Raw genomic sequence first — 14,420 nt, forward strand, 5'->3', positions numbered from 1 at the left:
CAGAAAGGGTTCTTCTTTAATTGACTAGCGCGCCATTATGGATATGTTTAGCAAATTCTTGGTAATAATCATCAAAAAGATCAGAATTATTACTATCTTGTTGGGTCATTTCTTTTGGGTAGTAAAAACGAATATCCCCTTGTCCTTGACCAGTCAATGCTGAAACCAGTTGACTCGCTCTGGATAATTCAATTAATGAGCCGTCTTTTTGCATCAATTCTATCTGTGTACGATGGCTGCCCTTTTCAGGATGGTACAAATCGTAGGGTAAGTCATAGCTTGAATTGATTGCTGTATAGTAACGGGGATTGAACCCTGCTTTTTCGACCAAGGCCTTCATTTCTACTAACAAAGGATTGTCGCTGGAATCAACAGTGATGGATTTTAAGGGTTTGCGATTCAAAAAACGATAAGCCAAATCACTTAAAATCAAATCTTGCTCATCGATCCACTGAGCAAAATACGTATTCAACACGCCATCATCTAGTTTCAGGTAATCTTCTAAGGAGAAATCCGCCTTTAAAAAGGGAATCAACAGTTGAGAATGAAAAGTAAAAATTTCAGCATCCTCTTGATAGAGTTCGTGCGCGCGATCCAATAGATGCTCAAGCAAGACTTCCATTGCACGAGAAACAGGGTGAAAATACACTTGGACATACATTTGATAACGGCTAACGATGTAATCCTCGACGGCGTGCATCCCATTCATTGAAAAGGCGATTCCGCCTTCGTACGGACGAATGACCCGAAGGATTCTAGTAAGATCAAAGGTTCCGTACTCTGTTCCTGTGTAATAGGCATCTCGCAATAGATAATCCATTCGATCAGCATCAATTTGACTGGAGATCATTTGTACGACCTGCGGATTTTCGTAAGTTTTTGTGATAACACTGGCGACTTTTTCCGGGAAGCCTTCTTCGACGTTATTCAAAATTTGAAAAACTTCTGTTTCTGGTGAAGTAATGATGGCTACCGTCAACGCTTCATGATCCGTGTGGAAAATATGCTCAAAGGTGTGAGAATAAGGGCCATGTCCAACATCATGGAGTAAGGCTGCACACAAGGCGACCAGTCGATGGGAATCATCCCAGCCGTCTTTTCCATATTTCTCTTGAGAATAATTACGCTGAAAAATGTCACAAATTCGACGTGTAATATCATATACTCCTAAAGAATGGGAAAAGCGACTGTGTTCGGCACCATGGAAGGTGTAAGAAGTCGTACCAAGCTGCTTGATTCGTCGCAGTCGTTGTACTTCTTTTGAATTGATCAAATCTAAAATTACTTGGTGTTGAACGTGAATATAATTATGAACTGGATCACGGAAAACTTTCTCCAGCGGCAGCATTTGATTTTTATAACTCATGGAGTACCTCCTGAATGATTTTATTGCGTTGTTGCATGTGTTGGATACGGCGCTGGTAATCCTCCAACAAATAAAAATCGCTTATAGCAGTTGTCTGGTCTCTATGAGGCATCACTTCTAATAGTTCCTTTTTGACTGAAGCGATGGAAACCTCTGACGGAAAAACATCATTCAGCGTAGTCATGCTATTCGGTTCAACGGGAGGATAATCCACACCAAACTGCTCTTTTAAGCCGCTTTGATAAAAGGCTCGAACTACTTCTCCTCGGATGCGTTGATTTCCGTTAACACTCAAATACATCATGATAGCTACACCTTCTTTGACGCGGCGCTGTGCGATCCCAGCAATTTTTTTTCCATTGATGGAGAGATCATAGTTACCTGGACAATAAGAATCGAACACCTCGCCAATCTCAATGCCCAATTTTCCAAAGGCGGTGCGACTCAACCAATCAGCCATGGTCTGATACCCATCGTCAATCGATGACGCGGCAATAGACTCTTTGGGAAGAATCAAAGAGACATTCAAAATCCCTTCATCACTGATAACCCCTAATCCGCCAGCGTTTCGCAAAAGCAAGCGATACTCTTTTTGTTGAACTGTTTTTAAGGCATCCTCGAGATAGGTGACACGGCTATCTTTCATTCCTAAAATGAGTGTCTTTGGTAATTGCCAAAAATGAATGATCGGCTGAACTTGTTCGCCGCTGAATTCTGTGAGAACATCAGTCAAAGCAAATGGGTTGAACAAATCATTTTCCGGCAGCATTCCTTGGTCAAAAAGCAATGCTTCTTTCATCAAATCTTCCTCTCCTACCATATTTTCCTTCTTATTATAAACAATAATTTGCAAAAACAGGTAATCAAGTCGCTTAAAAAGCAGAAGTAGTTGACAAAAAAAGTAAAACCGACAAAAATATATACTGGAAGGAGTGGAAGCTCTGTGAATATTAATGAAGGCATTCCCGCAAAAATAAACATTCAAACGAAAGTCACTCAAAACAATGAGACAGAAGATTTCGTATTTGATCTCCCCGGACAAGTGGTTAAGATGGGAGATAAGTTGTACATTCGCTATAAGGAAATCCAACCCGATGGCAAAGAAGTTCCAGTAACAGTGAAAGTCACCCCTGATTCACAAGTTCAATTAACACGTGCAGGCGAAGCGCGCATGCGGATGCGTTTTGCATATCGTGAAAAAATGGAGACCAACTATAAAACTCCGTTTGGAATGTTCGTTATCACGACGTTTGCGACGAAATTACACATTAGTTTGAAAGACCGCCCGTTTTCCGGTGTCATCACGATTGATTACGCTCTATATATGAAGGAAGAAAAAGTCGGCGACTATCAGATGGTCTTAGAATTTACCACCTAATTACAAGAAAGGTTTGCTTTTTATCTTTTGATTTTGTATGATAAGGAGTAGACTTTGAAAGGACGTGTCATACTTGGAACTTAGTATTTTTGATGGTTTGAACAAAGATGAATTGTCAATGATTGAAGTGGCACACGCAATTCTGGAAGAACGCGCAGATGTAATGGATTTTTCGGATCTAGTAAACCAAATCCAAAACTATCTTGGCAAATCAGACAGTGAGATTCGTGATGCATTAGCACAATTTTATACCGATTTGAATATTGATGGAAGTTTTATTTCTCTTGGCGACAATCGCTGGGGATTACGCTCATGGTACGCGATCGACTCGATTAACGAGGAAGTGAACCACGGCTTAGAAGACGACGAAGAGGACACACCGCGTCGTAAGAAACGTAAAAAAGTCAATGCCTTTATCAATGGGGATGAAGATGCGATTGATTACAATGATGACGATCCAGAGGATACCGATTTATTGGCTGAAGATGAAGAAGACGAAATCGACGACGATGACGATGACGATGATGACGAAATCGCAGCATACAACTCTGACTTGCAAGAAATCGGAGCAGATGCTAATGAGGATGATGAGGAAGTTGTCCCTGGCGGAATCGAAGATGATCTAAGCGTGATTGACGATGACGATGATGACGACTTTGATGATGAAGAAGATGAAGAGTAGATCAAATTGATCTACTCTTTTTTTGTTTTAAAGACATGTTCGCGAGCGCTTCTTTTTGTCCTTTTATGAAAAAGACGATACTATAAAATCATGAATAATAGGAAAAGAGGATGACTATGGAAAAAGTGCCTGAAATAAAAATCAAATTAACAGACGTAACGGAACGATTGGATGAAGGCTATTTATTATTTTCAACCTTACGAGAAGAAGCAAAAGCGCCGGTTGTAAAAGCGCGCTTATTAAACAAAGAAGTCATCGCAGTTTACGGTCAAGAAGCAGCAAAGAAGTTTTATGACCCAAATAATTTTAAACGTGAAGGTGCAATGCCTAAGCTTGTGCTGAAAACGTTGTTTGGTGAAGAAGGTGTCCAAACAATGGATGGACAGTCTCACGAACATAGAAAGACGATTTTTATGAATTTGATGACACCAAAACGGATGGAAGACTATCATCAAATAGTAGATAAGAATTTATCAGAGAAGCTCGATCAACAACAAGGGGAATTCGACCTATTCGACCTATCGAAAGATGTTTTGTTCCGATCCATCTGTGAATGGGCAGGCATCGATTTGTCAAAAATACCAAAAGAAGAGGTAGAACAACTTGCAGACTATCAAATTTCAATGATTAGTTCGGCAGTAACAAATCCGGCAACACACATTAAAGGCGTTGAAAATCGGAAAAAATCAGAAAAATGGGCCCAATCGTTGATTGAGGACGCACGCATCCATCCAGTTGCCAATAAAGAAGAAGTGGCTCTTTATGCTTTTGCGAATGCTACAGATGAGCAGGGTGAATTATTACCAATCAATGTAGCTGCTGTGGAATTACTGAATGTGATTCGTCCGACCGTCGCGTTGACCGTCTGGATTGCTTTGATGGGCCATGCGCTATTTAGCCGTCCAGATATCTATCAACGGCTCCGAGCAGAATTCACTCAATTGCAAGATTCCTTTATACAGGAGATGCGGCGTTACTATCCGTTCTTTCCGATGCTGCCAGCTTTTGCAACGAAGGATGTGGAAATCGATGGGTATATGATACCGAAAGACAGTTGGGTAGTTTTGGATCTCTACGGGACAAATCATGATGAACGTTCCATGGAATCTCCTGAAGTATTTCGTATCTCTCGTTATTTGGGTAAAGAGAAGCACATTTCTTATGATGAGGAATATGAGATGATTGCTCAAGGCGGAGGTAAATTTGAGGCGATGCATCGCTGTGCGGGAGAATGGATCACGCTTCATACATTGCGTGTTTTTTCTGATCAACTCGTTAATAAATACGAATTTTCAGTTCCCAATCAAGATTGGTCGATCCCTATGAATCAGTTTCCGACATTTCCAAACAGTAAAGCATTAGTGCTGAAGAAATAAACGTTAGGACCTCTTTGTTTTATCAGAGAGGTCCTATTTATTTTGGACCCTATAAAAAAGATTTACAAAGGGCAACACCTACACCTGCTTTGAAAAATAGTAATTCAGCTAATTTTTACTAAGCAAGCGAAGATTGATATCCTGGGTAAATGGAAAGTCTTTTTGAAAAAAACTTTTCGAATATAAAGTCTATCGATAAAATACTTTCTAAATGAAAAGTCAAAAGTCTTTTAGCTTTCCATTTGAGTAAGCTCTATTGTGAGTTTTTCGTTGTTCAAGGAAGGCACTTTTTTTAGAAAAGATAAAAGGGATAAAATTGATATGTATTCGGTAAAAACGTATAATGAATGTTATAGAGGGCAAATTGTGTAATGAAAATTTGCAAAAAAAGAGACACCTCTTAAAAAAGAAGTGTCTGAAATGTATGCACCCTGAGGGAATCGAACCCCCGTCTCAAGAACCGGAATCTTACGTGATATCCACTACACTAAGGGCGCAAGCACGATTATTAGTTTAGCATACTATTTAAAAAAAACAAGGGGAAAGTATATGAAGTTTCAACAAGGTTATTCGCAAAAACAACAACAAACGCAAAAATTGGCGATGACTCAAGAGTTGCAGCAAGCCATTCGAATACTACAATTTAATACTGAAGAGCTGCAAGACTACGTTGAAACAGTCTCTTTAGAGAATCCGCTGATTGAAGTAATTCCGCCCAAAATCCAAAGTGACTTGATGCAGATGCATAACGGAGGCGGAGCAATCAAAGAAGAGTCTTTCTTCCAGATCGCAGATCATCCAGTTTCTTTGTTTGAGCATTTGATCAATCAGATTCATTTGAATTATCGTGATACCTTCATTCGTGAAATCATGCTCGTACTGGTAGAGTCTATTGATGTGAATGGGTATTTAAAAATTGATGAAGAAGAAATCAAAAAGGAACTAAAGGCGACAGACATCCAATACCTCGATGCGCTGACCCTTTTGCAGCAGTTAGATCCTCCGGGTGTGGGTGCTAGGAATCTACAGGAATGCTTGATGTTGCAAACCGAACAGGACAACTACGCTCCTGATTTAGCGTATCTGCTTTTGGAAGAATCGTTTGATGAAATTGCTAAAAGAAAGTTTGAACAAATCGCAAAAAAATATCGTATTAGTTTACCGCAAGTTCAAGAAATTTTAGACTATATTCGTAGCTTGAATCCATTTCCGGGAGCAAGCTTTGGCGGACAAGATTCCAATTTCATCATTCCTGATCTCACATTAGTTAGAAGAGAAGACCGCCTGGTGGTATTGTCCAATAAACGTGGGCAGCTGCGTTTGAATTTCCAAGAGAATTACTTCAACCGGTTGAAACAACAAGCAGATGAAGAAACAGCAGCCTACTTAAAAGAGAAGCTGCAACAATTTGAATGGTTGAATAAAACGCTGGGTCAGCGTAAGGACACCATATTAGAAGTTGGAAAAATCATCGTGCAGCATCAAGCATCGTTCTTTGAAGAAAAACAAGGGGCGCTAAAGCCATTGATGCTAAAGGACATCGCGAAACAACTGGAAGTACACGAGTCAACAATCAGTCGCGCCGTCAACGGGAAATATATTGAAACAGACTTCGGTGTGTTTGAATTAAGAAGCTTCTTCGTCAATAAGGTCAACGATGAGGACACGTCGGCGGATGGGGTCAAACAGTTGATTGCTTCATTAGTTGATGATGAGGATAAGCGCAAGCCATTATCCGATCAGAAAATTGTTGAATTACTTGCTGAGAAGGATCAAAAAGTATCACGGCGGACCGTCGCAAAATATCGGGATGCATTGAAAATTCCCAGCTCATCGAAAAGAAAACGTTTTGATTAAGCCAGGTAAAAAAACTTGGCTTTTTCCTTGCGTAAAAGGCTTAAAACTGATACACTTTGTCATGTAAGAAATGAACAAATTTCAAAAAATAATTTGAATTTCTTACCTTTTTTTTAAAATTCATGGGTCGCTAAAAGTCTATGAGGGACTACTTAAGTCCAACGGAGGAATTCCTTTGTTAAGTGAATTAAGAGTACTTGAAGCTATCGCCCCTGATGTCTTAGAGGTTGTTAAAAAGAGATACCGCATCATGCAAAATATTTTTTGGATGCAACCCATCGGTCGGAGAAACTTGGCTGATTCATTAGGTCTCACTGAGCGTGTATTAAGAAGTGAGACAGAGTATCTTCGAGATCAGCGTTTGATCGATGCAACAAAGAGCGGCATGTTACTAACTGAAAAGGGCGAGGGTTTATTGCAACATCTAGAACTTTTGATGGAACAATTCACCGGCATGGATCAGTTGGAAAAGCAGCTTGCTTCACTTTTTAGCATTGAGCGATGTTTGATTGTTTCTGGTAACAGTGATGAACAGGGGAAAGTAATCGGGGAATTTGGCGAGTTGGTTGATGAGGCACTACAGCGTCAACTTCCAGATGGCCGAAATATTATTGCCGTAATGGGTGGTACAACGATGGCCGAAGTTGCCAGACATGTCAGCCCGTTAGAAACAGCAAAACGTCACAATCTTTTTGTTCCAGCTAGAGGAGGTATCGGTGAAGCGGTATCGATCCAAGCCAACTCAGTGAGCGCCTTGATGGCAGCAAATGCTCATGGGGAACACCGTGCGTTGTATGTTCCAGAACAACTCAGTGAAGAAGCTTACCACACATTGCTAAAAGAGCCTTCAATTAGAAGTGTTTTAGCGATGATCAAGGAGGCCAACTGTGTTGTGCACAGTATTGGTCGTGCTTTGCACATGGCAGCCAGAAGAAAAATGTCTGAAGACGAAATTATTCGTTTGAAGCAAAAAAATGCTGTTGCAGAATCATTTGGTTACTTTTTTGACGAAAATGGAGCAATCGTTCATAAAGTACCACGCATCGGTTTGTCATTAGAAGACATTCAAAAGATGCCTACGGTTCTCGCCGTGGCTGGTGGAAAAAGTAAAGTAAAAGCCATCACCGCGTATATGAAAAATGCTCCCAAACAAACGTGGCTCATCACAGATGAAGCCGCCGCAAATGAGATTTTAAAAGGGATATCCCCTTTAAAATAAATATATTTTTTGATTCCATAAGGAGGAAATCTTAAATGACAGTAAAAGTTGGAATTAACGGATTTGGACGTATCGGACGCTTAGCATTCCGCCGTATCCAAGATGTAGAAGGATTGGAAGTTGTAGCTATCAACGACCTAACAGACGCTAAAATGTTGGCTCACTTGTTAAAATATGATACAACTCAAGGTCGCTTTAACGGAACTGTTGAAGTTCATGAAGGTTCATTCAACGTGAACGGCAAAGAAGTTAAAGTTCTTGCTAACCGCAACCCTGAAGAATTACCTTGGGGAGAACTAGGAGTAGATATCGTTTTAGAATGTACTGGATTCTTCACTTCTAAATCTGCTGCTGAAAAACACTTAACAGCTGGTGCTAAACGTGTTGTTATCTCAGCTCCTGGTGGTAACGATGTTCCAACAATCGTTTATAACACTAACCATGAAACTTTAACTGGTGACGAAACAGTTATCTCTGGTGCTTCATGTACTACTAACTGTTTAGCTCCTATGGCTAAAACTTTAAATGACGAATTTGGCGTTGTTGAAGGATTAATGACAACTATCCATGCTTACACAGGTGACCAAATGACTCTTGATGGACCTCACCCTAAAGGCGACTTCCGTCGTGCGCGTGCTGCTGCAGCAAACATCGTGCCTAACTCAACTGGTGCTGCTAAAGCTATCGGTTTAGTTATTCCTGACTTGAACGGTAAATTAGACGGAGCAGCTCAACGTGTTCCTATCGCAACTGGTTCATTAACTGAATTAGTAACTGTTCTTAACAAAAAAGTGACTGTTGACGAAGTAAATGCAGCGATGAAAGCAGCAGAAACTGAATCATTCGGTTACAACACTGACGAAATCGTTTCTTCAGATATCGTAGGCATGACTTACGGTTCATTATTTGACGAAACTCAAACTAAAGTAATGACAGTTGGCGACCAACAATTAGTTAAAACTGTTGCTTGGTATGACAATGAAATGTCATACACTGCTCAATTAGTTCGTACTTTAGAATACTTCGCTAAACTTTAAGATTTATTTTAAACGAAAACAACATTGTCTGAAAAAAGGCGGGGAAGCAACGCGCTTCTCCGTTTTTTTCGATGTAAAAGTTATCATTGGCTCTTTTATTAGAAAGAGTTGTATAATAATAAAGATTCAAAAAAAATATTTTGGAGGTTTTCTTTCATGGCAAAAATGACAGTTAAAGATCTTGACTTGAAAGACAAGAAAGTTTTAGTTCGTGTGGACTTCAACGTTCCTGTTAAAGATGGCGTGATTACTGATGACACTCGTATTAAAGCGGCGTTGCCAACAATCAACTACATTTTAGAACAAGGCGGAAAAGCAATTTTGTTCTCTCACCTTGGTCGTGTGAAAACAGAAGAAGACAAAGCAGGCAAATCATTAAAACCTGTTGCTGAACGTTTAAGCGAATTATTAGGTAAAAATGTAACATTTGTACCTGAAACTCGTGGTTCTGATTTGGAAACAGCAATCGCAGACATGAAAGACGGAGACGTAGTTGTCTTTGAAAACACTCGTTTCGAAGATATCGACGGCAAAAAAGAAAGCGGAAATGATGCTGAACTTGGTAAATACTGGGCTTCATTAGGTGATGTATTCGTCAACGACGCATTTGGTACTGCTCACCGTGCACATGCCTCTAACGTAGGTATCGCTTCTACTGGAATTCCAACTGTTGCTGGATTCTTGATGGAAAAAGAAATCAAATTCATCGGCGAAGCTGTTGAAGAACCTAAGCGTCCTATGGTAGCTATCCTGGGCGGCGCGAAAGTTTCTGACAAAATCGGCGTAATCAAAAACTTGATTCCTAAAGCTGACAAAATTTTGATCGGTGGCGGAATGACGTATACATTCTACAAAGCTAAAGGCATGGAAATCGGTAACTCATTAGTAGAAGCTGACAAAGTGGACTTAGCAAAAGAATTGATCGAAGCTGCTGGCGACAAATTAGTATTGCCAGTTGACTCAATCACAGCGGCTGAATTTTCAAACGATGTACCAACTGAAGAACACACTGGTGATGTTCCTGTTGGACAAATGGGTCTTGACATTGGACCAGAATCAATCGCTTTGTTTGCTCAAACATTAGAAGGCGCGAAAACAGTTGTATGGAACGGACCTATGGGTGTGTTCGAAATGAGCAACTTTGCTCGTGGAACAATCGGTGTTTGTGAAGCCATCGCTAACTTAAAAGACGCAACTACAATCATCGGTGGTGGGGATTCTGCAGCTGCAGCTGAACAACTTGGCTTTGCTGACAAATTCACTCACATTTCAACTGGTGGCGGTGCAAGTCTTGAGTTATTAGAAGGTAAAGAACTACCTGGTCTTGCAGCAATCAACGATAAATAATCTGAGCGAAACAGGCTACACTGCTTTTTCGTAATCAATTGAAAAGAATGTTTTATCTTTTTGATTTGATAACGAGTGGCAAAAAAATGAAAAGGAGCTTTTCTAAATGCGTAAACCCATTATTGCTGGTAACTGGAAAATGAACCTAACTGCTTCAGAAGCAAAAGACTTTGCTGAAGCAGTAAAAAACAATGTTCCTGCGAACGATAAAGTAGATTCAGTCATTGGATCACCTGCTTTATTCTTGCAAGAATTAGTTGAAGCAGCAAAAGGCACTGACTTAAAAATTTCTGCTCAAAACTGCTACTGGGAAAATGCTGGAGCGTTCACTGGTGAAACTTCACCTGCTGCTTTGGCGGATCTTGGTGTGGAATATGTCATCATCGGCCATTCAGAACGTCGTGAATACTTCCACGAAACAGACGAAGAAATCAACAAAAAAGCCAAAGCGATCTTCGCAAACGGCATGTTGCCAATTCTTTGCTGTGGTGAGTCTTTAGAAACGTATGAAGCTGGCAAAACAGCTGAATGGATCGAAGGACAAATCAAAGCTGGTTTAGCTGATCTTTCTGCTGAACAAGTTTCAAACATGGTTATTGCTTATGAACCAATCTGGGCTATCGGTACTGGTAAATCTGCTGACGCACAAATCGCTGACGAAATCTGCGGCGTTGTTCGTTCAACAGTTGAAGGTATCTACGGCAAAGAAGTTTCTGAAGCTGTTCGTATCCAATACGGCGGTTCTGTGAAACCAGAAAACATTGCGGAATACATGGCTAAAGAAAACGTTGACGGCGCTTTAGTTGGCGGAGCCAGCTTAAAAGCTGATTCATTCTTAGCATTATTAGAAGGCGCAAAATAATTTTTTATAGAAAATTGCTGCTTTTGTTTGCAACTGTCAGCAATTTTCACTAATATTGGTTATAAGGGCTTTTAGCCCTTTAATAAAACAAATTTTAAAGGAGAGACAAAACATGTCAATTATCTCAGACGTTTACGCACGCGAAGTCCTAGACTCACGTGGTAACCCAACAATCGAAGTAGAAGTTTATACAGAAGACGGCGCATTCGGCCGCGGTATGGTTCCTTCAGGTGCTTCAACTGGTGAATATGAAGCCGTTGAATTACGTGATGGCGACAAAGCTCGTTACGGCGGTAAAGGTGTTACTAAAGCAGTTGATAATGTAAACAATGTTATCGCTGAAGCAATCATCGGCTACGACGTACGTGACCAAGCTGCTATTGATGCTGCTATGATCGAATTAGATGGCACTCCTAACAAAGGTAAATTAGGTGCGAACGCTATTCTTGGTGTTTCTATCGCCGTTGCCCGTGCAGCTGCTGACTTCTTAGAAATCCCATTGTACAACTACCTTGGCGGATTCAATACTAAAGTTTTGCCTACTCCTATGATGAATATCATCAATGGTGGATCACATGCTGATAACTCTATCGACTTCCAAGAATTTATGATCATGCCAGTTGGCGCTCCTACATTCAAAGAAGCTTTACGTTATGGTGCAGAAGTATTCCACGCTTTAGCTTCAATCTTAAAAGCTAAAGGTCTTGCTACTTCAGTTGGTGACGAAGGTGGATTCGCTCCTAACCTTGGTTCTAATGAAGAAGGTTTCGAAGTAATCATCGAAGCGATTGAAAAAGCTGGCTATGTACCTGGTAAAGACATCGTTCTTGCTATGGATGCTGCTTCTTCTGAATTCTACGACAAAGAAAAAGGTGTTTACGTTTTAGCTGACTCAGGCGAAGGCGAAAAAACAACTGAAGAAATGATCGCATTCTACGAATCATTAGTTGCTAAATACCCAATCATCTCAATCGAAGACGGCTTAGACGAAAACGATTGGGAAGGTACTAAGAAATTAACTGAAGCTTTAGGCGATAAAGTTCAATTAGTTGGTGACGACTTGTTCGTTACAAACACTGAAAAATTAGCTAAAGCAATTGATATGGGTGTTGCGAACTCAATCCTTATCAAAGTTAACCAAATCGGTACATTAACTGAAACTTTCAATGCTATCGAAATGGCTAAAGAAGCTGGCTACACTGCAGTTGTATCTCACCGTTCTGGTGAAACAGAAGATTCAACAATCTCTGATATCGCTGTAGCAACAAACGCTGGCCAAATCAAAACTGGTTCTCTTTCACGTACTGACCGTATTGCTAAATACAACCAATTACTGAGAATTGAAGACCAATTAGGTGAAGTTGCTGAATACAAAGGTCTGAAAAGCTTCTATAACTTGAAAAACAAATAGTCTTAAAGTAGCTTAAACAGGTATACCAATTTTATAAATCTTCTAGATTTTATAAAAAAGTGGTTCTGGTTAGCAATACTAAAAGATTTGTTAATACCTCTTTCCATGTTTTTGATAACATGGAAGGGGTATTTTTTTATGGATTTTGAAACATTATTTAAAGAGTATTTGTTAGATTTAAAATTAAAGAATTTTTCTAAACGAACTATAGAATCTTATAACTTTCACAAGAATAAATTCATCAGATTTTATAAAAGAGAGATAAACACAGAGGTAGATATTTTAAAAATTACAAGTTATGACTACAAATTATTTATATCGGATATGTTAGACAGTGAGTATAAAGCAACATATATCAACACTATTTTAAAAACTCAAAGAGCATTTTGGAATTATTTGGTAAACGAAGATGTTGTAAAAGTTAGTCCAATGGCTAAAATTAAAAATTTGAAGGAAACAAAAGTGGTATTAACAACATTTAATGATGCTGAAATAAAGAGAATGTTAAATTTTTGGAAGTTTGACGGTTTTATGAATGCGAGAAATAAGTGTATAATTGCGGTTTTAGCTGATACAGGTATACGAGTATCAGAACTTTTGAATATAAAAGATAGTGATTTAAGCAGTCAACACATAAGAATTTGTGGAAAAGGCGATAAATGGCGAGTTGTGCCAATTTCTGATGAATTGGATTATTTCATTACAAAATATAGAAGAATAAGAGATAATCACTTTAAAAATATAAGGAATCGCAATAATAGAGAGAGAAAAATCGCTGAAAATTTATTTTTAAACAAAACAGGTTCTGAGATTAAGACGGTTGCTAATTTACAAATAATGATTAAAGAAACAGCAATTAAAGCTAATGTAAGAGAATCAGTCAGAGCAAGTCCTCATACTTTTCGACATTACTGGACTGTAAAAAATCTAAACTTAGGACAAGATATATTTACAATTAGCAGAATTCTAGGTCATTCTAAGCTAGACACAACTAAAATATATATTAGTAGTATCACAGATGAACAACTAATAACTAAAGCAAAACAAACAAGTCCTTTAGCCGATATACTTTAAAAGCTCTGACAAGCGATTTAAGAGTGTTTAAATAATAAATAGTGTAAATGGTTAAAAGCAATCTAATAGACTTTAGATTGCTTTATTTGTGTGTTGTGTTAAAAGTTAAATATTAAGAAATTATTAAGAATATTAAAAGTAACAAAAAATATTTTATAGTAAATAACTTTTATACTTAATCATATCGCAAAAAATAAAAATGCTTATATATTAACATTGTTGATGTATCAATGATTGACAGTTTAAATTTTATGGTATATTTCATTATTCACAAATGGACTGAAAAGTCAATATTTAAATTTGACATTATTTTTAGATATGCTATAACTGTAGATGTAGCAGACAAAAGTATTGTATTTGTTTAAATGCAAAAAAATAAAAGGAGTGAGTTTACTTGAAAAATAAGGATAAAGAAGGTGTTTTAAGACAAGAGTTGTTAGATTTAATAGATAAAAAAGGAGTAAAGCAGTCATTTATAGTTAGTAATTGCAACATATCTAAACAACATTTAAGTAACTACTTAAAAAAAGGTCACAACATCAGTGATAATAAGCAATCAGAGTTGAAAAAATTTCTTGAAAAATATTTTATTTAAATGAATATAAAAATAGGAAGGTAATTGTTATGAAAAATAAGGAAATTAAACAACTAGAAAATTTAGGGTTAGATAGTGAACAAATAGAAATATATTATGCTTTAGTAAGTGATTTAAGTCGAAGACATACAGTTGAACAAGCAGAAATGTTAGCATTATACATTATATTAAGTGCTAATGCGATAACTAACTCAATCTTTGATAAAGATTTTTAAA

General features: G+C 38.3%; 14 protein-coding genes and 1 tRNA gene. 12 read left to right on the plus strand and 3 right to left on the minus strand.

The annotated features are described in order from the left end of the window. Positions 1–16: 16 nt before the first annotated feature. Both I592_RS05910 and I592_RS05915 read right to left on the minus strand, forming a co-directional pair. Positions 17–1,366, minus strand: coding sequence for an HD domain-containing protein (locus I592_RS05910; protein WP_010781127.1), 1,350 nt, complete (start codon positions 1,364–1,366; stop codon positions 17–19). Further along, positions 1,356–2,165, minus strand: a complete 810-nt coding sequence (locus I592_RS05915; RefSeq protein ID WP_044926458.1) for a lipoate--protein ligase family protein — start codon at positions 2,163–2,165, stop codon at positions 1,356–1,358. Before I592_RS05915 ends, I592_RS05910 begins: the two co-directional genes overlap by 11 nt. A 144-nt stretch (positions 2,166–2,309) precedes the next feature. On the opposite strand from I592_RS05915, the gene I592_RS05920 reads away from it, so the two are divergent. The 3 genes from I592_RS05920 (at position 2,310) to I592_RS05930 (ending at position 4,802) form a co-directional block, all read left to right on the plus strand. Then, complete coding sequence (locus I592_RS05920) at positions 2,310–2,744, plus strand: YwiB family protein (RefSeq protein WP_010781125.1); 435 nt, start codon at positions 2,310–2,312, stop codon at positions 2,742–2,744. Positions 2,745–2,817: 73 nt separating this feature from the next. Further along, the gene (gene rpoE, locus I592_RS05925; RefSeq protein WP_010781124.1) at positions 2,818–3,426 is read left to right on the plus strand and encodes a DNA-directed RNA polymerase subunit delta; all 609 of its coding nucleotides are present in this window, start codon (positions 2,818–2,820) and stop codon (positions 3,424–3,426) included. A 116-nt stretch (positions 3,427–3,542) separates the two neighbouring features. Next, a complete protein-coding gene (locus I592_RS05930; protein WP_010781123.1) occupies positions 3,543–4,802 on the plus strand; it encodes a cytochrome P450 in 1,260 nt (419 codons plus the stop codon). Between the two features lie 425 nt (positions 4,803–5,227). Here the strand turns inward: I592_RS05930 and I592_RS05935 are convergent. Further along, positions 5,228–5,299: transfer RNA gene (locus I592_RS05935), tRNA-Arg, on the minus strand. 52 nt (positions 5,300–5,351) lie between these two features. On the opposite strand from I592_RS05935, the gene rpoN reads away from it, so the two are divergent. From rpoN to I592_RS05980, 9 genes are all read left to right on the plus strand, one after another. Further along, positions 5,352–6,659 (plus strand): RNA polymerase factor sigma-54, encoded by a 1,308-nt coding sequence (rpoN, locus tag I592_RS05940; protein ID WP_010781122.1) that lies wholly within the window; start codon positions 5,352–5,354, stop codon positions 6,657–6,659. A gap of 175 nt (positions 6,660–6,834) precedes the next feature. Then, on the plus strand, positions 6,835–7,878 hold the full coding sequence (locus I592_RS05945) for a sugar-binding transcriptional regulator (RefSeq protein ID WP_010781121.1): 1,044 nt from the start codon (positions 6,835–6,837) through the stop codon (positions 7,876–7,878). 35 nt (positions 7,879–7,913) lie between these two features. Continuing rightward, entirely contained in the window at positions 7,914–8,915 is a 1,002-nt protein-coding gene (gene gap, locus I592_RS05950; protein ID WP_010781120.1) for a type I glyceraldehyde-3-phosphate dehydrogenase, read from the plus strand. 156 nt (positions 8,916–9,071) lie between these two features. After that, positions 9,072–10,262: a phosphoglycerate kinase gene (locus I592_RS05955; RefSeq protein WP_010781119.1), complete on the plus strand. Its 1,191-nt coding sequence runs from the start codon at positions 9,072–9,074 to the stop codon at positions 10,260–10,262. A gap of 106 nt (positions 10,263–10,368) precedes the next feature. Then, positions 10,369–11,124 (plus strand): triose-phosphate isomerase, encoded by a 756-nt coding sequence (tpiA, locus tag I592_RS05960; RefSeq protein ID WP_010781118.1) that lies wholly within the window; start codon positions 10,369–10,371, stop codon positions 11,122–11,124. Between the two features lie 112 nt (positions 11,125–11,236). After that, the gene (gene eno, locus I592_RS05965; protein WP_010781117.1) at positions 11,237–12,535 is read left to right on the plus strand and encodes a phosphopyruvate hydratase; all 1,299 of its coding nucleotides are present in this window, start codon (positions 11,237–11,239) and stop codon (positions 12,533–12,535) included. Positions 12,536–12,673: 138 nt separating this feature from the next. Next, positions 12,674–13,609, plus strand: coding sequence for a tyrosine-type recombinase/integrase (locus I592_RS05970; RefSeq protein ID WP_010781116.1), 936 nt, complete (start codon positions 12,674–12,676; stop codon positions 13,607–13,609). Between the two features lie 394 nt (positions 13,610–14,003). Beyond that, a complete protein-coding gene (locus I592_RS05975) occupies positions 14,004–14,204 on the plus strand; it encodes a hypothetical protein (protein ID WP_010781115.1) in 201 nt (66 codons plus the stop codon). Between the two features lie 29 nt (positions 14,205–14,233). Then, entirely contained in the window at positions 14,234–14,419 is a 186-nt protein-coding gene (locus I592_RS05980) for a hypothetical protein (RefSeq protein WP_010781114.1), read from the plus strand. Position 14,420: the final 1 nt, after the last annotated feature.

The sequence above is a fragment of the Enterococcus gilvus ATCC BAA-350 genome (assembly GCF_000407545.1).
GTDB lineage: Bacteria > Bacillota > Bacilli > Lactobacillales > Enterococcaceae > Enterococcus_A > Enterococcus_A gilvus.

Coding starts and splice junctions, on each gene's coding strand:
- I592_RS05910 (WP_010781127.1), bottom strand. CDS start 1,366: ATGAGTTATAAAAATCAAATGCTGCCGCTGGAGAAAGTTTTCCGTGAT.
- I592_RS05915 (WP_044926458.1), bottom strand. CDS start 2,165: ATGAAAGAAGCATTGCTTTTTGACCAAGGAATGCTGCCGGAAAATGAT.
- I592_RS05930 (WP_010781123.1), top strand. CDS start 3,543: ATGGAAAAAGTGCCTGAAATAAAAATCAAATTAACAGACGTAACGGAA.
- rpoN (WP_010781122.1), top strand. CDS start 5,352: ATGAAGTTTCAACAAGGTTATTCGCAAAAACAACAACAAACGCAAAAA.
- gap (WP_010781120.1), top strand. CDS start 7,914: ATGACAGTAAAAGTTGGAATTAACGGATTTGGACGTATCGGACGCTTA.
- I592_RS05955 (WP_010781119.1), top strand. CDS start 9,072: ATGGCAAAAATGACAGTTAAAGATCTTGACTTGAAAGACAAGAAAGTT.
- tpiA (WP_010781118.1), top strand. CDS start 10,369: ATGCGTAAACCCATTATTGCTGGTAACTGGAAAATGAACCTAACTGCT.
- eno (WP_010781117.1), top strand. CDS start 11,237: ATGTCAATTATCTCAGACGTTTACGCACGCGAAGTCCTAGACTCACGT.
- I592_RS05970 (WP_010781116.1), top strand. CDS start 12,674: ATGGATTTTGAAACATTATTTAAAGAGTATTTGTTAGATTTAAAATTA.
- I592_RS05980 (WP_010781114.1), top strand. CDS start 14,234: ATGAAAAATAAGGAAATTAAACAACTAGAAAATTTAGGGTTAGATAGT.